This window comes from Sphingomonas sp. 1185 (assembly GCF_040544655.1).
Taxonomy (GTDB): Bacteria; Pseudomonadota; Alphaproteobacteria; order Sphingomonadales; family Sphingomonadaceae; genus Sphingomonas.
In genome coordinates this window covers 108,347-131,167 of the sequence record NZ_JBEPKL010000002.1, presented here as the reverse complement: position 1 = coordinate 131,167, position 22,821 = coordinate 108,347, and the positions used below count along the sequence as shown (strand labels likewise).

At 68.8% G+C, this 22,821-nt stretch carries 19 protein-coding genes and 1 tRNA gene; 11 read left to right on the top strand and 9 right to left on the bottom strand.

What is annotated here, in order from left to right; genetic code table 11:
- Positions 1-3: 3 nt before the first annotated feature.
- The 3 genes from ABIC44_RS02865 to ABIC44_RS02855 are packed head-to-tail and all read right to left on the bottom strand — an operon-like array spanning position 4 to position 1,165.
- Positions 4-513, bottom strand: a complete 510-nt coding sequence (locus tag ABIC44_RS02865) for a hypothetical protein (RefSeq protein WP_354293502.1) — start codon at positions 511-513, stop codon at positions 4-6.
- Positions 510-872: a phosphoribosyl-AMP cyclohydrolase gene (gene hisI / locus ABIC44_RS02860; RefSeq protein WP_307098050.1), complete on the bottom strand. Its 363-nt coding sequence runs from the start codon at positions 870-872 to the stop codon at positions 510-512. Before hisI ends, ABIC44_RS02865 begins: the two co-directional genes overlap by 4 nt.
- Positions 873-913: 41 nt before the next feature.
- Entirely contained in the window at positions 914-1,165 is a 252-nt protein-coding gene (locus ABIC44_RS02855; protein WP_307098049.1) for a DUF7218 family protein, read from the bottom strand.
- A gap of 144 nt (positions 1,166-1,309) precedes the next feature.
- Here ABIC44_RS02855 and purF point away from each other — a divergent pair, with 144 nt between their 5' ends.
- Complete coding sequence (gene purF, locus ABIC44_RS02850) at positions 1,310-2,761, top strand: amidophosphoribosyltransferase (protein WP_307098048.1); 1,452 nt, start codon at positions 1,310-1,312, stop codon at positions 2,759-2,761.
- Positions 2,761-3,471 (top strand): SDR family NAD(P)-dependent oxidoreductase, encoded by a 711-nt coding sequence (locus ABIC44_RS02845; protein WP_354293500.1) that lies wholly within the window; start codon positions 2,761-2,763, stop codon positions 3,469-3,471. The genes purF and ABIC44_RS02845 overlap by 1 nt, the downstream gene beginning before the upstream one ends.
- A 122-nt stretch (positions 3,472-3,593) precedes the next feature.
- On the opposite strand, the gene ABIC44_RS02840 is transcribed toward ABIC44_RS02845, so the two are convergent.
- Genes ABIC44_RS02840 through ABIC44_RS02825 form a run of 4 tightly spaced genes read right to left on the bottom strand, consistent with a single transcriptional unit; the run spans position 3,594 to position 7,478 of the window.
- On the bottom strand, positions 3,594-4,568 hold the full coding sequence (locus ABIC44_RS02840) for a DNA polymerase III delta subunit-related protein (protein ID WP_354293498.1): 975 nt from the start codon (positions 4,566-4,568) through the stop codon (positions 3,594-3,596).
- Between the two features lie 4 nt (positions 4,569-4,572).
- Positions 4,573-5,745 carry a D-alanyl-D-alanine carboxypeptidase family protein gene (locus ABIC44_RS02835; RefSeq protein WP_309703374.1) on the bottom strand — a complete coding sequence of 391 codons (1,173 nt, stop codon included), beginning with the start codon at positions 5,743-5,745 and terminating at the stop codon, positions 4,573-4,575.
- 31 nt (positions 5,746-5,776) lie between these two features.
- Complete coding sequence (locus tag ABIC44_RS02830; RefSeq protein WP_354293496.1) at positions 5,777-6,451, bottom strand: septal ring lytic transglycosylase RlpA family protein; 675 nt, start codon at positions 6,449-6,451, stop codon at positions 5,777-5,779.
- Positions 6,435-7,478 (bottom strand): lytic murein transglycosylase, encoded by a 1,044-nt coding sequence (locus tag ABIC44_RS02825; protein ID WP_405052634.1) that lies wholly within the window; start codon positions 7,476-7,478, stop codon positions 6,435-6,437. The genes ABIC44_RS02830 and ABIC44_RS02825 overlap by 17 nt, the downstream gene beginning before the upstream one ends.
- 159 nt (positions 7,479-7,637) lie before the next feature.
- Here ABIC44_RS02825 and ABIC44_RS02820 point away from each other — a divergent pair.
- From ABIC44_RS02820 to ABIC44_RS02790, 7 genes are all read left to right on the top strand, one after another.
- Positions 7,638-7,727, top strand: a tRNA-Ser gene (locus ABIC44_RS02820).
- 456 nt (positions 7,728-8,183) lie between these two features.
- The gene (locus ABIC44_RS02815) at positions 8,184-10,181 is read left to right on the top strand and encodes a putative bifunctional diguanylate cyclase/phosphodiesterase (RefSeq protein WP_354293494.1); all 1,998 of its coding nucleotides are present in this window, start codon (positions 8,184-8,186) and stop codon (positions 10,179-10,181) included.
- 324 nt (positions 10,182-10,505) lie between these two features.
- Complete coding sequence (locus ABIC44_RS02810; RefSeq protein ID WP_354293493.1) at positions 10,506-11,567, top strand: helix-turn-helix domain-containing protein; 1,062 nt, start codon at positions 10,506-10,508, stop codon at positions 11,565-11,567.
- A 96-nt stretch (positions 11,568-11,663) separates the two neighbouring features.
- Positions 11,664-12,746 (top strand): efflux RND transporter periplasmic adaptor subunit, encoded by a 1,083-nt coding sequence (locus tag ABIC44_RS02805; protein WP_354293491.1) that lies wholly within the window; start codon positions 11,664-11,666, stop codon positions 12,744-12,746.
- A 3-nt stretch (positions 12,747-12,749) separates the two neighbouring features.
- Entirely contained in the window at positions 12,750-15,791 is a 3,042-nt protein-coding gene (locus ABIC44_RS02800; RefSeq protein WP_354293489.1) for an efflux RND transporter permease subunit, read from the top strand.
- Positions 15,784-17,208 (top strand): efflux transporter outer membrane subunit, encoded by a 1,425-nt coding sequence (locus ABIC44_RS02795; RefSeq protein ID WP_354293488.1) that lies wholly within the window; start codon positions 15,784-15,786, stop codon positions 17,206-17,208. The genes ABIC44_RS02800 and ABIC44_RS02795 overlap by 8 nt, the downstream gene beginning before the upstream one ends.
- Before the next feature lie 16 nt (positions 17,209-17,224).
- On the top strand, positions 17,225-18,079 hold the full coding sequence (locus tag ABIC44_RS02790; RefSeq protein ID WP_354293486.1) for a MipA/OmpV family protein: 855 nt from the start codon (positions 17,225-17,227) through the stop codon (positions 18,077-18,079).
- Here the strand turns inward: ABIC44_RS02790 and ABIC44_RS02785 are convergent.
- Both ABIC44_RS02785 and ABIC44_RS02780 read right to left on the bottom strand, forming a co-directional pair.
- Positions 18,067-19,482 carry a sensor histidine kinase gene (locus ABIC44_RS02785; protein WP_354293484.1) on the bottom strand — a complete coding sequence of 472 codons (1,416 nt, stop codon included), beginning with the start codon at positions 19,480-19,482 and terminating at the stop codon, positions 18,067-18,069. The two genes, ABIC44_RS02790 and ABIC44_RS02785, sit on opposite strands and share 13 nt — an antisense overlap.
- A complete protein-coding gene (locus ABIC44_RS02780) occupies positions 19,472-20,137 on the bottom strand; it encodes a response regulator (protein WP_307098032.1) in 666 nt (221 codons plus the stop codon). Before ABIC44_RS02780 ends, ABIC44_RS02785 begins: the two co-directional genes overlap by 11 nt.
- A gap of 97 nt (positions 20,138-20,234) precedes the next feature.
- On the opposite strand from ABIC44_RS02780, the gene ABIC44_RS02775 reads away from it, so the two are divergent.
- Positions 20,235-21,317 (top strand): ABC transporter substrate-binding protein, encoded by a 1,083-nt coding sequence (locus ABIC44_RS02775; RefSeq protein ID WP_354293482.1) that lies wholly within the window; start codon positions 20,235-20,237, stop codon positions 21,315-21,317.
- The gene (locus tag ABIC44_RS02770; protein WP_354293480.1) at positions 21,314-22,819 is read left to right on the top strand and encodes an OprO/OprP family phosphate-selective porin; all 1,506 of its coding nucleotides are present in this window, start codon (positions 21,314-21,316) and stop codon (positions 22,817-22,819) included. Before ABIC44_RS02775 ends, ABIC44_RS02770 begins: the two co-directional genes overlap by 4 nt.
- Positions 22,820-22,821: the final 2 nt, after the last annotated feature.

The following is a 22,821-nucleotide window of genomic DNA, read 5'->3' as shown; positions in this document are numbered from 1 at the left end:
ACGTCAATCGCCGCAAAGCGCCGCGCCGTCCGCGCTGCGCAGCGTCCGCGCCTCCGCCACCGACCGGCTGATCCGTTCGACGATCAGCGCCGACAGGCTCGCCCGTCCCGTACACAGCGAGGCGCAGGGCGCAGGCAGCGTCGCGGGGAACTGGATATCATCGCCATCGAACCGCGCGGTGAAGCGACAGCCGCCCAGCGTCACGGCCAGGTCGCGCCCCGAGCGTTTGAGCGTGCCGCGCGCGGTGCACCCCTGCCCCTCGCCATAATCCAGCATCACGCCGATCCGCCACGATGCCTCCGACCCGCCATCGCCGGGCGGCAGGATGCACATCCGGTCCGAATCGCGCGCCCACATGCCCTCCAGCGGGACGACCGCCGGATCGGCAACGAGGCCCGTGGCAATGCTGGCGGCCTCCAGCTGCTCGCCCGCCGCATTGTCGGCATCGCCGGCGCCCGAACCGCAGGCCGCCAGCGCGGCGGCGAGCATCAGGCCCGCCCAGCCCCGTCTCACGCGACCGGCACCAGCCCGTCGCCCTCGATCCGCCGGAAGAAGCAGCTGCGCGCGCCCGTGTGACAGGCCGGTCCGGCGGGGTCGCAGATCAGCCAGAGCGCATCCTGGTCGCAGTCGATCCGCATCTCCACGACGCGCAGGACATGGTTCGAGCTTTCGCCCTTCTTCCACAACCGTCCCCGGCTGCGCGACCAGAAATGCGCCTCGCCGGTGGTCCGCGTGGCTTCCAATGCCTCGGCATTCATATGCGCGACCATCAACAGGTCGCCGCTCACGCGGTCGGTGGCGATCGCGGTCAGCAATCCGTTGGCGTCGAATTTGGGGTCGAGCGTCAGCCCGGTGTCACGATGGTCGGCCATGGCGGCGTGATCTAGCCGCAACCGCGCCGCCTTCCAACCCGTCAGCCGTGATCCCGAATCGCGGCGATCAACGCCGCCTTGTCCATCTTCGACCGCCCCGCAATGCCGATCCTGCGCGCTTCCTTCAGCAGGTCGTCCTTGGTCCGATCCTCCAGATGGGTCGCGCGGTGGTCCAGGCTGCCCTTGGCCTTGGCATTGGCGATTCTTGCCGCCTTTTCCTTGGATTGGCCCTGCTTGCGCAGCTCCTCGTACAGGGCGTCATCCTTGACCTGGGGTCCGTGGTCGCGCGCCATATGACAACTCCTGTTTTCGGTGCCGAAACGCAGCCTCCCCGAAAATGATCCCGTCAACCATGACAAACAGGCGACAAACGCGGATGACGTTCCTATATGCGCCCCGTCTGCCCCTTAGTTGCGAACGTTGCGAGCGCCTCTCCCATGCTGACCACCCATCCTTTCGACGACGACAAACTCCGCGAGGAATGCGGCATCTTCGGCGTGTCCGGCGCCAGCGGCGCGGCCGCGCTGACCGCGCTCGGCCTACACGCGCTCCAGCATCGCGGGCAGGAAGCCGCGGGCATCACCAGCTTCGACGGCGCGCTGTTCCACACCCACCGCGCGATGGGTCACGTCGCGGGCAATTTCGACCGCGACGACGTCATCCGCGGCCTGCCGGGCGATGTCGCCTGCGGCCATGTCCGCTACTCGACCACCGGCGAGACCGCGCTGCGCAACGTCCAGCCGCTCTACGCCGACCTGTCGACCGGCGGCTTCGCCATCGCGCATAACGGCAATATTTCCAATGCGATGAAGCTGCGTCGCGAACTCGTGCGTCGCGGTTCGATCTTCCAGTCGACCAGCGATACGGAGACGATCATCCATCTGGTCGCGACCTCCAACTACCGCACCCTGCTCGACCGCTTCATCGATGCGCTGAAGCAGGTCGAGGGCGCCTATTCGCTGATCGTCATGACGCCCGAGGGCATGATCGCCTGCCGCGATCCGCTGGGCATCCGGCCGTTGGTCATGGGTCGCCTGGACGGCGCGGTGATCTTCGCCTCGGAGACGGTCGCGCTCGACGTGTGCGGCGCGACCTTCGAGCGCGCGGTCGAGCCGGGCGAGCTGGTCATCGTGCAGGGCACCGAAATCCGCTCGATCCGCCCCTTCCAGGCGGTCGATGCGCGCCCGTGCATCTTCGAGTGGGTCTATTTCAGCCGCCCCGATTCGATCGCGGGCGACCAGTCGGTCTATTCGGTGCGCAAGGAAATCGGCGCGCAACTCGCCATCGAGGCGCCGGTCGATGCCGATCTGGTCATCCCGGTCCCCGATTCGGGCGTCCCCGCCGCAATCGGCTATGCCCAGCAGTCGGGCATTCCGTTCGAACTGGGCATCATCCGCTCGCACTATGTCGGCCGCACCTTCATCCAGCCGGGCGACAAGGTCCGCCATCTGGGCGTCAAGCTGAAGCACAATGCCAATCGCGCGCTGATCCAGGGCAAGAAGATCGTGCTGATCGACGATTCGATCGTGCGCGGCACCACCAGCCTGAAGATCGTGCAGATGATGCGCGAGGCCGGCGCGGCCGAGGTGCATATGCGCATCGCGTCGCCCCCGACCCGCCACAGCTGCTTCTACGGCGTCGACACGCCCGAGCGGGCCAAGCTGTTGGCCGCCAAGCTCGACCTGGGCGGGATGACCGACTTCATCCATGCCGACAGCCTGTCCTTCGTCTCGATCGAGGGGCTGTACAAGGCGCTGAACGCGGCGCGCGACGGCAAGCCCAGCTATTGCGACGCCTGCTTCACCGGCGACTATCCCACCACGCTGACCGACCATGACGAGACGGCGCCGGTCGACCAGTTCCAGATGCTGGCCGAGCGGGTCGCCTGATGACGGGCGCGCTGTCGGGCAAGCTGGCGCTGGTCACCGGCGCCAGCCGGGGGATCGGTGCCGCCACGGCCATCGCGCTCGGCGCGCAAGGGGCCCATGTCGTCCTGACGGCGCGCACCCCCAAGGGGCTGGAAGAGGTCGAGGAGACCATCTTCAACGCGGGCGGGTCGGCCACCATCGCGCCGCTCGACCTGACGGAGAATGAGTCGATCGGGCGGCTGGCCGGGGCGATCGGCGAACGCTGGCAGGCGCTGGACATCCTCGTGCTGAACGCCGGGATGCTGGGATCGCTGGCCGCTGTGCCCGCCATCGATCCCAAGGAATTCGCCCGCGTCCTGACCCTGAACGTCAGCGCGCAGGCGGCGATGATCTCCGCCTTCGACCCGATGCTGCGCCGGTCGAAGGGCGCGCGGGTGATCGGCGTCACCTCTTCGGTCGGACGCCGCCCCCGTGCCTATTGGGGAGCCTATGGCGCCTCCAAGGCGGCGTTCGAGACGCTGCTCGGCGCCTATGGCGACGAGACGTCGGAGATCAGTGCGATCCGTACCGCCATCGTCGATCCGGGCGCGACCCGTACGCAGATGCGCGCCAAGGCCTATCCGGGCGAGGACCCGGCATCGGTCAAGGCGCCCGAAATGGTGGCGGAGCGGATCACCGCGCTGGCCATCGACGGCTTTGCGCCGGGGCATTTCGAGCGGGTGGGTCTGTAACAGGCCATTTGGATGGCGGTGAAGCGTGGGCTTCGACTTCGCTCAGCCTGAACGGCTGATGGGAAAAGCCCTTGCCACGACCTCCGTTCAGGCTGAGCGAAGTCGAAGCCCAAGGGCAACCCTCACCGCAAGGTCGCGATGATCCCCGCCATCTCGAACACCGTCCCCTGCGCATCCAGCGACAGCCCGCGTGCCGCGCCCGCCAGATCCTGCGCGGCGGCATAGGCATCCAGCGCGACCTTCAGCGCAGGCCCCGACCGCGTCTGCGCCCGACCCGCGATGAACGCGGGCACCCGGTCCAGAAACGCTTCGTAGCGCGCCTGTGCGGCCTTGCCCGCCAGCGCCTTGGCCAGCTTGACCCGCTCGGCATTGCCCGGATCGCCACTCTCGGCAATGCGCGCGATCGCCGCGTCGAGCCCGGCAATGTCCAGCCCGGCAAAGCGCAGCGCACGGCCCGGCGCGCCATCGGCGGCGGCGACCAACGCGGCGATCTCGTCCTCCTCCGCCTCGGGCAATTGTCCGCGCAGCACCGTGGCGACCTCGCCGTCCGACAGCCGCTCGAAGCGTAGCAAGCGGCATCGCGACCGGATGGTGGGCAGCAACCGTCCCGGCGCATGGCTGACCAGCAGGAACAGGGTGCCCGCGGGCGGCTCCTCCAGATTCTTGAGCAGCGCATTGGCGCCGCCCCGCTCCAGATCGTCGATCGCATCGATCAGGACGACCCGCGCCGGGCCCATGGCGGGCGCGGTCGCGAACATGGGCTGGAGCGTGCGGACCTGCGCGATACTGATCGACCGCGCCAGATCCTGGTCGGGCTTGTCCGCATCCTTGGGCAGCCGCGCCAGCACACGGAAATCGGGATGCGACCCCGCTTCCATCAGCCTGGCGGTCGGATGATCGTCGGGCACGGCGAGGCCGGGGGGCAAGCCCCCCTGCCCACCCGCCCGAGCCAGGACGCGCCTGGCCGCCGCGCGCGCGAAGGCCGCCTTGCCCACGCCCTCCGGCCCGGCCAGCAGCCAGGCATGGTGCAGCTTGGCGCCCCCCAGCGCGGCGGCAAAGGCGGCCTGCGCCGCCGCATTGCCGACCGGCAGGTTCATGCGATCACCCGAAGAACGAGGTCAGCCCGGCCCAGGCGCGTCCGAAGAACCCGGCTTCGCCGACATCCTTGTCTGCGACCAGCGGCAGGCGCTGGGCGGGCATGTCGGGCGAGCTGACGACCAAGTCGGCGATATGCTGGCCCGCCTTGATCGGGGCCTTGATCGGGCCCTGATAGACGACCTTGGCGCTCAGCTGCGGATCGAGCCCGGCGGGCAGCGTCACGGTCAGCTGGCGCGGCGCGACCAGGCCGACGCTGCTCGACGATCCCATCTGGACCTCGGCATCGGCGACCTTCTTGCCCTGCGCCACGACGGGCTTGGCCTGCCACGCGCGGAAGCCCCAGTTCATGAACTTCACCGATTCCTCGGCCCGCGCACCGAAGCTGTTCAGCCCCGCGACGACCATCACCAGACGGCGGCCATTCTGCTCGGCCGATCCGGTGAAGCCGTAACCCGCCTCCTCGGTATGCCCGGTCTTCAGCCCGTCGGCCCCCGCGACGCGACCCAGCAGCGGATCGCGGTTCGCCTGGGTGATGGCGTTGCCGCCCATGGTCTTGCCCCAGGAGAAATCGCGGCGGGAATAGAATTGCTTGTAGAGCTTGGGGAAGTCCTCGATCGTGTGCTCGGCCAGGTTGGCGAGGTCACGCGCGGTGACATAGGTCACGCCGCCGTCCGGCCAGCCGTTCGAGGTGCCGAAATGGCTGTTGGTCAGCCCGATCTGCTTGGCGGTCCGGTTCATCCGCTCGACGAAGTTCGGCTCGGTCCCCGCGATATGCTCGGCCAGCACGACGCAGGCGTCGTTGCCCGACAGGGTGACGATGCCATAGAGAAGGTTGGCGACGCTGACCTGCTCGCCGGGCGACAGGAACATGGTCGACCCCGCCTGCGGGCCATGCCACTTCTTCCAGGTCTCCGGCTGGACCGTGACCATGTCGTCCAGTTTCAGCTGGCCCTTCTTCACCAGGTCGAAGGCAACATAGACCGTCATCATCTTCGCCAGCGAGGCGGGCGGCATCCGGCGATCGGCGTCCCGCTGGAACAGCACCGCGCCCGACGACAGGTCCTTCATGAACGCGACCGGCGCGGGGGTATCGAACTGCGGCGCGGCCGCGATCGAGGGATAGGCCAGCGCGACGAGAGCGAGCGGGGCGGCGAGCGATGCGAACAGGGTCTTCATGGATGTTCCGTGACCAAAGGGAGGTAGGAGGTCAATCCTGATGCAGGATGCGGGCGTCGTCATAACCCGCCTGTGCCGCCGCGTCACGCAGGGCTTTGGCGGAATCGGCATTCAATGACGACCGTTCGACGCGCCAGACCCGGCCGACCCGGTGCGCCCGCGCATCGAAGCGGCGGGCGAGCGCTTCGGCCCGAGGCTGACTGGAGAAGCTGGCGATCTGAACGCGGTAGCGGGCCTGCGGATCGAGGGAGATGGGCTTGGCCACCGGCGGCACCGCGCTGGCCCCCGCCAGCACCAGGCCGGGATTGTCCGCGCCGGTTCGCAGCGCGCGCAACCGGATATGGGCCACCGCCCGCCGGTTCGTCCCGAGCAGCCGCGCCGCGCCCAGCGACAGGTCGGCCAGCCGGTCGGCGCGGCCCGGCCCGCGATCGCCGACCCGCGCCACGATCGTCCGGCCGGTGTCGATGTCGGTCACCTCGACCATCGAATCCAGCGGCAGGCTGCGATGCGCGATCATCACGTCGTCGGGATCGAACCGCCGCCCCGTCGCGGTCCTTCGCCCGGCCAGTTCATGGCCGTACCAGCTGGCATGGCCGCTCGCCTGGTAACCGCCGTAGCGCGGCGCTGGCGCCTCCTCCGCCCGGACCGACGCCGCGAACCCGGCGACCAGCGCCGCCAGGGCCAGGATCTCAGCCCGCAATCGCATCGGCCAGCAGGCCCACCGACAAGGCGTAGAAGTTGGAGCAGTTGTAATCCAGGATGACGCGGTAATTGCCGGTCAGCAGATAGGCGGTCCGCCCCGGCCCGTCGGGCTCCATCAGCGTCGCCAGCACCTGATCGCCCGGCCAGGCGGTGCCCTGCGGCACGATGCCCAGCGCGCGCCATTCGGCCATGGTCCGCCACCCGCTATGCCGCTCGAACACCCGCGGGCAGCGGGGGCTGACCAGCCGGTTGCGGACCTGCGACTGATCGAACCCGGCCGGCACCGTCACCGCAAAGCCCCAAGGCTGGCCCGCCCGCCAACCGGCGTTGACAAAATAATTGCCGATTGAGGCCAGCGTATCGGCCTCGCTGTTCCAGATGTCGGCGCGGCCATCGCCGTCGCCGTCGCGCGCGAGGCGCAGATAGATGGACGGCAGGAATTGCGGATTGCCGGTCGCCCCGGCCCAGCTGCCCTTCAGCTGTTCGCGGCTGACGCCCCGGTCCATCATCTTGAGCGCGGCGATGAACTCGCCCTCGAACAAGGGACGCCGCCGCCCCTCATAGGCCAGGCTGGCGAGCGAGCGCAGCAGGTCGAAATTGCCGGTATAGGCACCGTAATTGGTCTCATGGCCCCAGATCGCGACCATGATCGATTCGGGCACGCCCGTCTCGCGCTCGATCCGCGACAGGCGCGGGCGCTGCGCCAGATATTTGCTGCGCCCCCGGCCGATCCGCGCGGCATCGACATGCGCGGCCTTATAGGGAGCAAAGGGGCTGAAGCCGGTATTGCTCGGGCCGCCCGGCTGACGACGGTCGAGTTCGATGACACGGGTGTTGAGCGTCAGCGTCGGCAGCACGGCGTCCAGCGTCGCGCGGCTGACCCCCTGCGCGCTCGCGGTGCCGCGCACCTGTTGCAGATAGCTCTGGAAACCCGCCTCGTCCTGCGCAAGCGCGGGCGTGCTGCCGACCAGCAGAGCCAGAGCCGAAGAAATGCCGAGGCGCCTCACGCGCCGGGTAATGTCCCCCCACATGCGGCCTGTTTGCCATAGCGACGGCGGAACCGGAACCTCGCGTCACCGCGCGCACGGCACGGATCACCCACGGATGGCGGGATTGCCCCATCCTGGCGGGCCCAAATCCAAGGGTGGATTCGCCGCCCGGCTTGGCGTACAGCCCCCTTCCGCCGATCCGGAAGAGTGGCCGAGCGGTTTAAGGCACCGGTCTTGAAAACCGGCGATGGTGCAAGCCATCCGTGGGTTCGAATCCCACCTCTTCCGCCATGACCCTGCATCGATACGCTCCTAACGTCTCCATCCCCTCGTAAACGCGGGGTTGTCGTGGATGCATGGCGGGGTACATCACTTTAATCGACACACCGGAGCGACGCGGGAAGCCATACGGGATGGCCAATTCAGATAGCCTATGCCCGCACCGGGTCGAAATCCTGACGCATGAAACTCCGGGTCGACGGCAAGGTGAAGCTGCTGACGTTCGTGGCGGCGGGCCAAGGGCCCCCCGCCCCCGGTCGCTGTAATCACCTGCACCTCACTGTCGGCCAACCGCAAGTCGTTGAAATGGCTCGACTCAATTTTCAGCTAGGATCCCAAGCCTAAACTTCCGGTCAAAACCGGGGCCATTTCACAACATTTCGCTCAGTTTCGGCCACTGTTAGCACAGCATATACCTTACACATGCGAAACGAAGCATCTATTCCGAGTTCGTCACGGTGATTGCCCATGCCCTCCTCCCGCCACACGCAATTTGATCTCCCTGTGGCGAAAATCCCAGACGAGCTTTCTGCGCCTATCGTTCTGGACCAGATTGCCGAGATCAAGAGCTGCGTCCGGGTCGCCATACCGGTCAACATGATGCTCGGCATGGTCAACCTCCTGGTCGCGATCAGGAGTGACCTCGCGCTCTACGGCATAGTCTGGTTCGTCGCCTCGCTCACCGTGAACCTCGTGCGTCTCTATCTTTGCTATCTGCCGGCCCCGGATGTGGGGCAGGTTTCCGGCCGGCGATCGCCGCTGCGATCGATCACCGTGCAGAGATATCTGATGTGGGCGGGAGCGCTGCTGTCGGGACTGGTATGGGCCTGGGTTCCGATCCTGTGCGCAGGCTACACCTCGCCGCAGGCGCTCTTCTATCTGACAGTCGTATGCGGCGTCACCGCAGGGGCCGTCACCCATGGCACGCCCGATGCACGCACGCCCCTATGCTTCATCCTCCCGGCTCTGGCATCCGTCGTCATCTGCCTGTTGGTGGCAGGAGGGTTCGAGCGGGCTTGCATCGCCTTCACCACGATCGTTTACATGGCCGCCCTATCCCGCAGTTCCATTCGCGCCGAAAAAACGTTCAAAGCGCTCAGCCGCGCCAAGCACGAAGCCACGACGAACGCCGCGGCCCTTTCCGCGGCGCACGAACATTCGCTGCACATCATCGACATCATGCGGTATCGCGCAACGCATGACGACCTGACGGGCTTGCTCAACCGATCGGGTTTTCTCACTGAGGTCGAGGAACACATGAAGGCGGGGCCGGATGCCTATTGCCTGATGTTCATCGACCTTGACGGCTTCAAGGCCGTCAACGACGTCTATGGTCACCGCAAGGGCGACCAGGTGCTGATAGAGGCAGCCAGGCGCCTCCAGGCCCAGACCCACGGCAAAAGCCTTCTCGCGCGCATGGGCGGCGACGAGTTCGCCATCTTCCTCCCCGTCGCGGCATTTCAAGAGGCCACCGACCTCGCACAGGCTGTCATTGGCGCCCTGTCGGTTCACATGGACGGCGTCGATACGGGCGCGCTGGGGGCGAGCATCGGGATCGTCATGAGCCTTCAGGCGGACCTGGCCGATGTCCTGGCCTGTGCCGACGAAGCCCTTTACGCCGCCAAGAACGGAGGCCGGAACCGCTATCACGTCTTCGACAACGAGTTGCGCGAACGATTGGAGATGCGCCGCGACCTCGAACGCGACCTTCCACGCCATCTCGAGGACGGATCGCTGGATGTCTGGTTCCAGCCGATCTTCGCGCTCGGCCAAAGCTTGCCGAACACGATCGAAGCCCTGTTGCGCTGGCGGCATCCGCAGCACGGCTGGATTTCCCCGGAAAATGTGGTCCGCCTGGCCGCGATCAACGGACACGCCGAACCCCTGCTCCGTTTCGTGCTGCACCGTGCCAGTCAACTTCTGGAAGCCCTGGTCCAAGCCGGACTGAAGGAGATCAAGGTCGCGATCAACATATCGCCGCGCGAGATGGCGCAACTGTCGGTCGACACCATCATCCTCGAGCATTTCGAGGCGCTTGGCCTCGCGCCTCCCTTGCTCGACGTTGAAATCACGGAGGAGACCGCCTTCGAGACCAAGGCCATACAGCACAAGATACAAACGCTGTCGAAAGCGGGCGTGACGATCAGCCTGGATGATTTCGGCGTGGGCTATTCGTCGCTGGAGGCTCTCCGCCATCGCCGGGTCGATCGCATCAAGATCGATCGAAGCTTCGTATCCAACATCACCCGGTCGCCCGAGGACCAGCATCTGGTCAGCGCCATCATCGATTATGGTCGGAAATTCGACCTCGAAGTCGTCATCGAAGGCATCGAGACGCGTGAGGATTATGCAATGATACAGGGGCTGGGCGGCCACCTCTTCCAGGGATATTATCTGGCCCGTCCTGTGCCTGAATCCGACTTGCTGGATTATCTCCTGGCCCGTGAGACCGAACCTTTCGGGTGATGGGTAGCCTCCCCTTCATATCGCAGGCGATACAGGCTAATTTTCTACCAGGTTCGTGGGCGCAAAGATCAGATATTGCCGGGAGCGGATCATCTGCCCCTGGTCGGATGCGATGATGGTATGAAGAGGTCGCGATCGCTGTCCAACTCTCTTCTTCTCCGCCGCCGCCCTCGCTGCCACCGTGATCTCGGCTGTGATCAACGAGTCCTGCCCCCAAGCCGGCCCTTCCTATTGACACCATCGCGCCGCCGCTTTCTATCGACGGGCCGATAGGGCATTTCGCCCCTCGCCCCCTATCCTCCAGGAAAGACCCGCTCGCGCATCATGGAAGCCTGGTTGCACGGCGGCATCGTGACGTTGCTCGGACTGGCGGTCGCGCTGTTTCTCAGCGAGGCGCCCACCCGGCCCAGCCGCTATGGCGCGGCGCTGGCCTTGGCCGCGCTGCTGGCGGAATTGGCCGGGCTGCCTTTCGCGCAGGACCGGCCGATGCTTGCCACGGTGCTGCGGGTCGCGGGATCGGCCAGCCTGCCGCTATTCTGGCTCTTCGCCCGTTCGTGGTTCGACGACAATTTCCGGCCCGGCGTCGCGGAACTGGCATGTGCGCTGGCCTATCTCGGCCTGAGCGCGGCGGTGATCGGTGGCGAGCATGCGGCGCAGGCGGCGCTGCATCCGCTGGACGGCCTGCTCTACATCGCCGGGATCGTCCTTGCCGTCGATACGCTGCGTCATGCCTGGCGGAACCGGGCGAGCGATCTGGTCGAGGCGCGGCTGCGCGCGCGGGTCGCCTTCATCGTCATCGTCACGATGGTCATCCTCTGGACGATCGGTGCGGAGGTCATCGGACGCGCGCTGGGCGGTTTCGCCATGGCCGGTATCGTCGGCGCGATCGGCATGCTGACGGGGATATTCGGGCTGGCGCTGCTGCTGTTCGGGTTGCGCCACCCGGACATGTTCGCATCCGCATCGCCCGAGGACACGCCGTCGCTGCCGGTCGCCGCCGATCCCTCCCCGGCCCAGGATCTGGACGAGCCGCTCGCGCGTGCGCTGGACATGGCGATGACGCAGGAGCGGCTGTACCGCGCGCCCGACCTGACCATCGGCGCCATCGCCACGCATCTGGGGGTGCCGGAATATCGGGTCCGGCGGCTGGTCAACGGCCGGTTCGGCCATCGCAACATCAGCGATTATCTGAACGGCCTGCGCGTGGCCGAGGTCTGCGCCGCGCTGGCCGACCCCGATCAGGCCGAGGTGCCGATCCTGACCATCGCGATGGATGCGGGCTTTGGCAGCCTGGCGGTCTTCAACCGCAGCTTCAAGGCGCGCCAGGGGGAGACGCCCAGCGCCTATCGCCGCCGCCATCTGGACACGACGCCACCGTCCGACTGATCGATTTCGGAATCGATCGGTCGAAATCCGAAATCCGGGAGGCGCCGCGCCGCTTCCTCGCCATGGCACCCCCATTCCGATCCCAAGGGGGCCGCCATGCCATTTGCCCGCACGTATCGCATTGTCACGATGCTGTTTCCCATATCCGCCCTGGTTGCAGGAGGCTGTTCGTCGCCGCCGCCGCACCAGCCCGATCGCAACGTGGCGATCGTGGATATCGTCCCGGTCCATGCCGCAGGCGACGCGCTGCGCCAGTTCAGCGGCGTCGTGCGCCCCTATGGCGAGACGATGCTGGCGTTCAAGCGGCCGGGCCGGGTGCTGGCGCTGACGGTCCGGGTCGGCGATCGGGTCAGCGCTGGACAGGTGCTCGGTCGCCTGGGCCGGGCCGAAGCCGATGCCGGGGTGGCGCAAGCCTCGGCCGAGCTGGCCGCCGCCACCGCCGATGCGCAAGGCGCGCGGGACGCGGCGAACCGTGCGCGGGGGCTGGACGGCCTGGGCGCGCTGTCGGGCGCCGAGGTCCGCCAGCGGGCTCTGACCGCCCGCGCCGCCGACGCCAAAGTGGCGGTCGCCGCCGCCGCCGTGCGACGCAGCCGGGATATGCGGTCCGACGCCATGCTCGTCGCGCCGCAGGATGGGGTCGTCACCGCCAGGCTGGCCGAACCGGGCAGCGTCGTCGATGCGGGCACCACGGTCCTGAAGCTGGCGAGCGGCCCGTCCGAGGTGGAGATCCACGCCCCCGCCGATGTCCGCCTGACGCCCGGCATGATGGCCGATGTCCGCAGCCCCGGCCAAGCCATGGCGGTCACCGCCCGGTTGCGCCTCGTGTCGCCCGAGGGCGATCCGGCCTCGCACCTGCGCGACGCCCGCTTCAGGCTGAACGGAGCGGGGTCGCCGCCCTATAACAGCATGGTGACGCTCAGCCTGCGAGCGTCGGTCCCGGCCCAGCGAATTCGCGTGCCCCTGTCCGCGATCGCCGATCGAGCCGGGCGGCCCTATGTCTGGACGATCCTGCCGGACAGGCGCATCCGGCGGCAGCCGGTCCGGATCACCGAATGGATCGGACAGGATGCGCTGGTCACGGGACTGCACGATGGACAGTCGGTCGTCGCCACCGCCGCCGATACGCTGGTCGACGGACAAAGCGTGGTCGCGGCCGGTATCGAGCCGGGGTTCCATTGAGCCATGGACCGTTTCAACCTGTCCCGCTGGGCCATCCGCCACCCCGCGCTGGTCGGCTTCCTGATCGCGTTGCTCTTTGTCGCGGGAGCGTTCCAATTCCTGTCGCTGGGCCGCAACGAGGACCCCGGCTTCACCCTGAAGGAGATGATCGTCTCCGCCCGCTGGGACGGCGCCAGCCCGGCGCAGATGCGGGCGCAGGTCGCCGATCCGGTCGAACAGACGCTGCGCGGGATCGACCATCTCGATTATCTCCAGACCTATTGCCTGGAGGGCGCCTGCCTCATCACCGTCGAACTGAAGGATTCCGCGCCGCCCGGTCAGGTGAAGGAAGTCTGGCGGCAGGTCCGGCGCAAGCTGAAGGACGTCGAGCCCGCCTTGCCCGGCGGCGCGTCGCTGGCGGCGAGCGAGGACAATGCCGATGTCTATGGCTATGTCTTCGCGCTGACCGGGGCGGACAATGCCCGCCTGGTTCGCCTGGCCGAGCAGGCGCGCGACGCGATGCTGCGCGTGCCGGGGGCGGGCAAGGCCGAGATCATCGGCGAACTGCCCCGGCGTCTGTTCGTGGACGTCGATCCCCGGCGGCTTGCAGCCATGGGCCTGTCGCCCGGTCGCGTGGCGCAGGCGCTGGCCAAGCGCCAGGCGGTCGGCCCGGCGGGCGGGGTCATGGGCGCGATGCAGACGCCCGTTCGGCTGGACGGGCAGGTGGACGATGTCCGCGATCTGGAGGGCGCCGCGATCCCGACCTCCGCCGGTGCGGTCCGACTGGGGGATATCGCGCAGGTGGCACGCGGCTATGCCGATCCGCCCGACGCGCTGGTGCGCCATGACGGACGCCGGGCGGTCATCCTCGCCGTGTCGATGACGCCGGGCGCGGACGGCCTGGGCTTCGGCGACGCCATCCGCGCGGCGGCCGAAGAGGTCCGCCGGACGCTGCCCGCCGGGGCGCGACTGACACAAGTGGAGGATCAGAGCGCCAATATCCGCGAGGCGGTGAACACCTTCCTCGTCAAGTTCTTCTGCGCCTTGACCGTGGTGCTGGTCGTCGCCTTCGTCACGCTGGGATGGCGGACGGGGGTCGTCGTCGCGCTGTCGGTGCCGCTGACGCTGGCGATCGTTGCCCTGTACATGGAGGTGGCCGGGATCGGGCTGGAGCGGATTTCGCTCGGTGCGCTGATCCTGTCGCTCGGCCTGCTGGTCGACGATGCGATCATCAGCGTCGAGGCGATGGTCGTCCAGATGGAACAGGGCGTCGACCGGCACGAGGCCGCGGCCTATGCCTGGACCCACACCGCCTTTCCCATGCTGACCGGCACCCTGATCACCATCGTCGGGTTCCTGCCGGTCGGCCTCGCCCAGTCGACGACCAGCGAATATGCGGGTGGCATCTTCTGGGTGACGGGGTCGGCGCTGCTGGTCAGCTGGATCGTCGCGGTGGTCTTCACGCCGTTCCTGGGGGTGAAGCTGTTGCCGGAGCCGGTGCAGGCCCATGGTCATGACGCCGGTCCTTCCAGGCCCTATCGATATCTGCGCGGCGCCATCGACTGGGCGCTCGACCGGTGCTGGCTGATCGTCGGCATCACGGTCGCGCTACTGGCGGTCAGCCTGGCCGGGGCGATGCTCGTGCGGCAGCAATTCTTCCCCAATTCCGACCGCCCAGAGGTGATGGTCGACGTCGCGATGCGACCGGGAGCATCGATCAAGGCGACCGAAACCGCCGTGAAGCGGCTGGAGGACGTGCTGCGCGGCGATCCCCGTATCCGCAGCATGGACAGCTATGTCGGGCGCGGTGCGGCGCGCTTCTATCTGCCTTATGGTCCGGCGCTGCCCAATCCGGCGACGGCGACCGTGATGCTGGTCACGACCGACCTGGCGGCACGCGACGCGCTGATCCGCAAGCTGGAGCGCATGCCGGGCATCGCCGGAGCCAGCCTGCATGTGCGTCGCCTGTCGCTCGGGCCGACCTTGGGTGCGCCGGTTCAGTACCGGGTGGTGGGGAGCGATCCGGCGCGGCTGCGTGCGATCTCGGAGCGGATCGCCGCCGTGCTGCGCGCCACCCCGTCGACCACGGCCGTTCGGATCAACTGGGGCATCGCCGCGCCCGTCGCGCGCTACGCGATCGATCCGGAACGGGCGGCGGCGCTGGGGGTGGACCGCGCGCAGGTCGCGGGCGACCTCGCCGCCATCCTGTCGGGCGCGCCGGGGGGCGCGGTTCTGAACGGGACCAAGCAGATCGGCATCATGGTGCGCGGCCGGGCCGAGGATCGGCACGATCTGGGCGGCCTGATCGACATGCCCGTCGCCACGTCCCACGGCATGGTGCCGCTGGGCGAGGTGGCGACGCTGCGCCCCGCCACCGAACAGCCGGTCGTCTGGACCCGCAATGCCGCGCCGACCATGACCGTGCAGGCCGACATGATCGGCGATGTCCAGGCGTCCGAGATCGTTCAGGCCGCCGCGCCCCGGATCGCCGCGATCCGCGCCACCCTGCCCCCGGGCTATCGGCTCGAGGAAGGCGGCGACGGCGAATTGTCCGCTGATGCCAACCGGGCGATCTATCGCCTGCTGCCGCTGACGATCGGGATCATGCTCGTGCTGCTGATGATCCAGTTGCAGAGCGTCTCGCGAACGCTGCTGGTGCTGGCGACCGCGCCGCTGGGCATCATCGGGGCGGTGGCGGCGCTGCTGCTGACGGGCGCGCCTTTCGGCTTCGTCGCGCTGCTGGGGCTGATTGCGCTGGCGGGGATGATCATGCGCAACACCATCATCCTGGTCGATCAGGTGCAATCATACCGCGCCGACGGGATGGCGGTGCGCGACGCCGTGATTAATGCGACGACCGGCCGGGCACGCCCGGTGGTGCTGACCGCGCTGGCCGCCGTGCTGGCCTTCATCCCGCTGTGCTTCAACATCTTCTGGGGTCCGATGGCGATCGTGATGATCGGCGGCCTGATCGGCGCGACCATCCTGACGCTGGTCGCGCTGCCCGCCTTCTACCTGTTGCTGTTCGGGCGCGAGGATGCGTCCAGGGAGACCGCCCATGATTGACCGTCGCATCGTCGGCACGGGGTTGCTCGGCCTGCTGCTGGGCGGCTGTACGGTCGGCCCGGATTTCCATCCGCCCCTCGCCGATCTGCCCGCCCGGTGGCAGGGGGCCACCGCATCGCAGACCGCGCCGTCCGAGCCCTGGTGGCATCGCTTCGGCGATCCCGCGCTGGACGGGTTGGAGGCGCACGCGCTGACCGCCAATCTCGACCTGCGCATGGCGGAGGAACGGCTGGTGGCGGCGCGGATCGCGCGCGACGCCAAACGGGGCGAAAGCCTGCCGCAGATCGGCGGGCAGCTCGGCTATAGTCGCAATCGCATCGGCACGGCGGGCCTGGCCGGGCTGCTGGCGCCGCTGCTGGGTCAGCCGCTCAGCGAGACGGAAGGCGCCATTCCGAGGGGCTATGCCTTCGATCTCTACCAGGCCGATATCAGCGCCACATGGGCCATCGACCTGTGGGGCAAGCATCGCCGCGAGGTGGAGGTCGCGACCGCAGGGATCGTGCAGGCCGACGCCGCCGCCCGCGCCGCCCGCCTGTCGGTCGAGGCGGCGGTGGCGCAGACCTATTGGCAATGGCGCGGGCTGATCGCGGAACGCGGCCTGGCCGAGCGCGACCGCGCGCTGGGCGAGCGCAGGCTCGCCATCGCCGCCGCGCTTCGGGAACGGGGGCTGGCCAGCGGGATCGACGCCCGCGCGGTGGAAAGCGAGCAGCGGGCACGACAGGACGCCCTGATCGCGCTCGACACCGACATCGCCCGCGCCGCCCGCGCCCTGGCGATCCTGGTCGGCGACAATCCCGACACGCCGCCGCCGGACGTCGCAGGCCGACCGGCCGCGCCTGTATTGGCTGAACCCGCGCCGGGGCTGTCCAGCGATCTCGCCCGTCGTCGCCCGGACATTCTGGACGCGGAAGCCGCGCTCCACGCCGCGACCGCCGCGATCGGCGCCGCACAGGCCGACTTCTACCCCAGCCTGAACCTGTCCGGGCTGTTCGGGATCGATGTCCTGAACCTGGCCGATTTTGGATGGGATGCGCGCACCACCGGGGCGGGGCCGGTCCTGTCGATCCCGATCTTCGCGGGCGGGCGGCTGGAACGCCAATTGTCGCTGCGTCGATCCGAGGAACGCAGCGCCGCGCTCGCCTATCAGCGGACGGTGCGCAATGCCTGGCGCGAGGTGGACGATGCGCTGGCCCTGGTCCGCGCGCTCGACCGGCGACGGGGCCTGGCGGCGGCGGACAGCGATGCCCGGAGGCAGACCGTCATGGCGGTCGAAGCGCGGTATCGGCGCGGCGACATCGCCGCCGGGCCGCTCATCGACGCGCAGGCCGCGCAGATCGCCGCCGAGCGCGCCCTTCTCCATCACACCACCGCCGGCGCGCTGGCGCGCATCCAGTTGCAGGTCGCCCTGGGCGGCTGATCGAAAGGACGATCGCATGTCGACATTCCGTTCCATGGTCGCGGCGGCCGGGCTGATCGCAGCGCCACTACCCGCGCCGGTCTCCGCCCAGTCCCATCCCGAGCCCTCCCCCTTCGACCGGAACCGGGTCGCGGTGGGGGCCGGTCTGGCCGTCATTCCCGACTATGAGGGCTCGGATCATTACAGCCCGGTCGTCGCCCCGGCCGCGATCGGCTCGGTCGAGGGACATTCCTTCGTCCTTGCGGGCAACCAGTTGAGCATCGACCTGCTCCGCGACCGGCCGGGGCCGGGCTGGCGGTTTCAGGGCGGGCCCGTCGCCCAGGTCAATTTCAGCCGCAGCACGCTAAGCGGTATCCACGATCCCCGCGTCCGCGCGCTCGGCGCGCTGGGCACCGCCATCGAACTGGGCGGCTATGTCGGGGTCCAGAAAACGGGCGTCGTGACCAGCCCCTATGACACGCTGTCCCTCACCCTGTCCTATCGACACGATGTGGCTGGGATCCATGATGCGGGATTGTGGCAGCCCGGCCTGACCTATTTCACGCCGCTATCGCTTCATATGGCGGTGGCGTTCACGGCGTCGGTCGACATGGCCGAGGATCGCTATGCGCGAACCTATTACAGCGTCTCGCCCGCCCAAAGCCTGCGCAGCGGAATGCCCGTCTACGATGCCAAGGGCGGGATCAAGAACTGGACGATCGGCCTTGTCGGGGTTCGCACGTTGCACGGCGATCTGTTGCACGGCGTGCACCTCGTCGCGCTCGGCACCTTTGGCGGCATGACGGGCAGCATCGGCGACAGCCCGATCGTCGCGCAGGCGGGGTCGCGCCGACAGTGGCTGGGGGCGCTGGGGCTGGCCTACAGCTTCTGATCCCCGTCGCTGCCGATCATTCCGGTCGCCCCGAAGCCCAGCGTGACGCGCAGGCCGGGTCGGGTGCTGACGATCTCCAGCGACGCATCGAGTCGCGATGCCGCAGAGCGGACGATGGCGAGGCCGAGGCCGCTGCCCTGGCTGTCGCGCGCGGTCGAAAGGCGGGTGAAGCGTTCGCCCAAACGGGCCAGGTCGGCATCGGGCAGGCCGGGGCCGTCATCCGCCACCACGATCCTGGCCCCCGTCCCTTGCTCGCCCGAGATGGTCATCATCACCTGGCCGCCGCGACGATTATAGCGGATCGCATTGTCGAGCAGGTTGGACAGGATTTCGAAAACCAGCGTGCGATGGCTGGCGATCACCAGATCGGCCGGGGCATCGAGATGGATTTCGACCCCCGCCTCGATCGCCTGCGCGATCCGGCGGTTGATGACCGCGACCGCGACTTCGCGCAGGTCGACCCGCTCGCGCGGGGGTGCGACGCCCGCCTCCTCGGCACGGGCCAGCGCCAGCAGCTGCGTCACCAGATGCTCCAGTCGGTCGGCCGCATCGGCGATCTCGCCCATGGCGGTCGGGCTACCGCGCCGGGCCAGCGCGACCTGCACCTTCAGCACCGCCAGCGGGGTGCGCATCTGGTGCGAGGCATCGGCGGTAAAGCGCCGCATTCCCGCCGTCGCGCTGTCCAGCCGGGCGAGCAGATGGTTGAACGCATCGGCCAGCGAGCGAAGCTCGACGGGCAAGGGGCCGGTATCCAGCGGCGAAAGGTCCGGCGTCGCGCGCCGGTCGCGGGCCGACACCGCCCCCCGCAGGCCCGCCAGCGGGCGCAGGCTCCAAGCCAGCGCCGGGCGGATCAGCAGCATGGCGACGCCCACCAGCAGGATCTCGCCCAGCACCAGCGCGATCACCAACCGCCGTTGCAGCGCCCGGCGACCGTCAAGGGTCTCGGCCACCTGCACCACCACCGGCGCGTCGATGCGGGGCAGCGCGCGACGCACTTCGGCGACGCGGATATCCTGGCCGCGATAGCGGGCGAAGCGGAAGCGCGGCGTGTCGAGCGCCAGTTCCGCGACATGCGGCGCGGGCAGGTCGCCATAGCCGGTCAGCAGGCGCCCACCCACCGCGATCCGGTAATAGACATTGTCGCGATCGCTATTCTCCAGCATCCCGAATGCCGCGGCGGGCAGGTCGAGCGTCACCTCGCCCCGCTCCACCTGCACCGTCTCCGCCACCGCACCCAGCGCCCCGCCCAGCACGCGGTCGTTGGTGCGGCGGACGACATCGGCGATCAGCGTCGCCCCCGCCAGCCCCAGCAGCACCGCGATCGCCAGCATCGGCGCCAGCATCGCCGCGAGCAGCCGGGTGCGCAGCGCCAGCGCGCCGCCGCGCGCGCGCTCAATCGGCATCGAGCATATAGCCGACCCCGCGCACCGTGCGGATCGCCGGGCCGTCGGGGGCCAGCTTGCCGCGCAGGCGGGTGATGTTCACCTCGATCGCATTGGGGCCAACCGGCTCGTCATAGCCGAACACCTCGGACTGCAACGTCTCGCGCGGCACGATCTGTCCGGCGCGGGTGGCGAGCGAGTCGAGCACCGCCCATTCGCGGCGGCGCAGGTCCAGCGCCCGCTCGCCGACCCGCGCCTCGCCGCGCGAACGGTCCAGCACCAGCGCGCCGACGACCAGCGCCGGGGTCGGATCGCCGCCGCGCCGCCGCCCCAGCGCGCGGATCCGCGCCTCCAGCTCGGCCGGGGCGAAGGGCTTGCGCAGATAATCGTCCGCCCCCAGGTCCAGCCCGCGCACCCGGTCGTCCAGCGCGTCGCGCGCGGTCAGCATCAGCACCGGCACGCGCGCGCCCCGCCGCCGCAACGTCTCCAGCACCGAGAAACCGTCCATCCCCGGCAACCCGACATCGAGCACGACCAGCGCATAGGCCTCGTCCGCGATCACCATCAGCGCATCCTCGCCGCTGGCGACGTGATCGACCGCATGGCCCGAGGCCCGCAGCAGCGCGACGATCCCGCGCGCCAGCGCCGCATCGTCCTCGACGATCAGAATCCGCATCGCGCCGCCCGGTGAAAGGTGGATGACAGCTTGCCGGCATAGTTCATGTCCATGAGCTTACCCGAACTCAGAGGCGGGAAGCGAGAGGACCTGAACGATGCGAATCCTGATTCTATCGATGCTGCTGCTGGGCGCCCCGGCGTTCGCGCAAGGCAGCGCGCCGCATCGCCCGGTCGGCTATCCCCGCTCCTATGACGCGCTCGTCGCCGATGCGCGCGCCGAGGGCGGCCTGCGCGTCTATGGCAATGCCGACACCGCTGCGATGCAGCCGCTGATCGCCGCCTTTCGCCGCACCTATCCCGGCGTCGCGGCCCGCTATGACGATCTGGAATCGAGCACCATCTACGACCGCGTCGTCGCTGAGGCGCGGCAAGGTGCAGCGGGTGCCGATCTGGTCTGGTCCTCGGCGATGGATCTCCAGGCCAAGCTGATCAACGATGGCTATGCGCAAGGCTATCTCAGCCCCGAAAAGCCCGCCTTGCCCGCCACGGCCGTCTGGAAGAACATGGGCTACGGCGTCACCGCCGAGCCGGTCGCCTTCGTCGTCAACCGTCGCCTCATCCCGGCGGCACAGGTGCCGCGCACCCATGAGGCGTTCGAGCAATTGCTGCGCGGCCATCGCGCCGCGCTGACGGGCAAGGTCGCCACCTATGACCCCGCCCGGTCCAATGTCGGCTATCTCTATCTGACCGAGGATCATGCGATCACCCGCGACACCCGTTCGCTGGTCCAGGCGATCGCGGTGACCCGGCCGATGCTGTCGCGCACCACCGAGCCGATGCTGGACGCGGTGGCGGCGGGGCGGATCGCCATCGCCTATAATGTCGTCGGCCCCTATGCGCTGACCCGCGCGCTGCGCGACCCGCGCATCCGGGTGGTGTTTCCGCGCGACTATACGATCATAGCCTCACGCGTCGCCTTCATCACCCGCGATGCGCGGCATCCGGCGGCGGCGCGGCTGTTCCTCGACTTCCTGCTGTCGCGCACCGGGCAGACGCTCCTCGCGCGGCAATGGCTGTTGCCGGTGCGCGGCGATGTCCGCGCGCCCCGCCTGTCGTCCGAACAGCAACGCCCGATCCGCGTCGGGCCACAGCTTCTCGTCAATCTCGATACGATCAAGCGCCGCCGCTTCCTGGCCGACTGGCGCGCCACTCTAGCCGAAGGGGCCCGAACCCGATGATCCCGTACCGAACCGCGACCGCGCTGGTCGCGCTGCTGGCCGCCACCCCCGCGCTGGCCCAGACGCCGAGCAACGACGACCTCGCCGCGCTGGTCCGCCAGCAGGCCGCCGAGATCGCGACGCTGCGCGCCCGGCTCGACCGGCTGGAGGGGACGCAGGCCCCCACCCCGGTCGCCGGCACCATGCCCGCCCCCACCACCCCGGCGGCAGCGGCGGCGACGCCCGCACCGCAACTGGCGCAGAACGACACGACCGGCCGCGACACCGTCACCCGCCCCTTCGCGCCGCAGCTCGTCCCCCCCGGCCCCGCCGAGCGCGACGTGGCGCAGGCTCGGCAGGCCAATGCGGCGGGCGTGACGACCGAATGGGGGGCGGGGCTGCCCGTCTTCCACTCGGCGGACGGCATCTACACCTTCAAACCGCGCGGCCGCATCCTGGCCGATGTCAGCTCCAGCTTCGGATCGCGCTATGACGGGCGCAACATCACGACGACCGGCATGCGCGCGCTGCGCCTAGGCCTGGAAGGCGGGGTCGGTACCCATTTCTTCTACCAGTTCGAAACCGACTTTTCCGAAAATGACGTCGACATCGTCACCGCCTTCATCGGCTGGCGCAACCGTATCCGGCCGGGCCTGGATTACGACCTGCGCGCCGGACACCTATTCAACGATCGCGGGTTCGAGGGCTCGACCGGATCGGACTCGACGCCCTTCATGGAGCGGACCGTCGTCGCCACCGCGATCATCCCGCAGCGCGGCTTCTACGGCGTCGGCATCATGCCGCGCCTGTTCTGGAAGACCGGCCACGCCTCGCTGACGCTGACCGGCGACCGGATCGACGGCAGCCAGGCCGCCAATGACAGCCGCACCGTGCTGGCCCGTGCGCACTGGAACCCGATCAAGGGCGAGCGTTCGGTCCTCCATGTCGGGCTGTGGGGCTTTGACGAGGCGCTGTCCTCGGCGGCGACCACGCTGACCCGCAACACGGTGATCGGCGGCCGCTTCAACGGCGCGTTGCGGGTGTCGACCGGCACCTTGCTGGGCGGGCGCAGCACCACCGGCTATGGCGCGGAGCTGGGCGGCTATGTCGGCCCGGTCTGGGTCATGGCCGAGGCGGGCGAGCGGCGCGCGCGCCTGACCGGCGACCGCCCCGACTTTCTCAGCAAGGCGTGGAGCCTGTCGGGCGGCTGGTTCGTCACCGGCGACCTGCCCCCCTATAACCCGCGCCTGGGCAGCTTCGGCCAGCCGCGCGTGCTGAAACCGATCTTCGAGGGCGGGCCCGGCGCGATCGAGCTGACCGCGCGCTATGAAAATCTGGACTATACCAGCCTGCTGACCGGCGGGCGCGGCTGGGCCGCGACGGTCGGCGCCAACTGGTATCTGAACAGCTTCACCCGGCTCCAGTTCAACTGGGTCCATTGGGACACCGACAATCGCGCAGGCGCCTTCACCGGCGCCGACAGCGGCGAGACGATCGGCACGCGCATCGCCGTCACCTTCTAAGA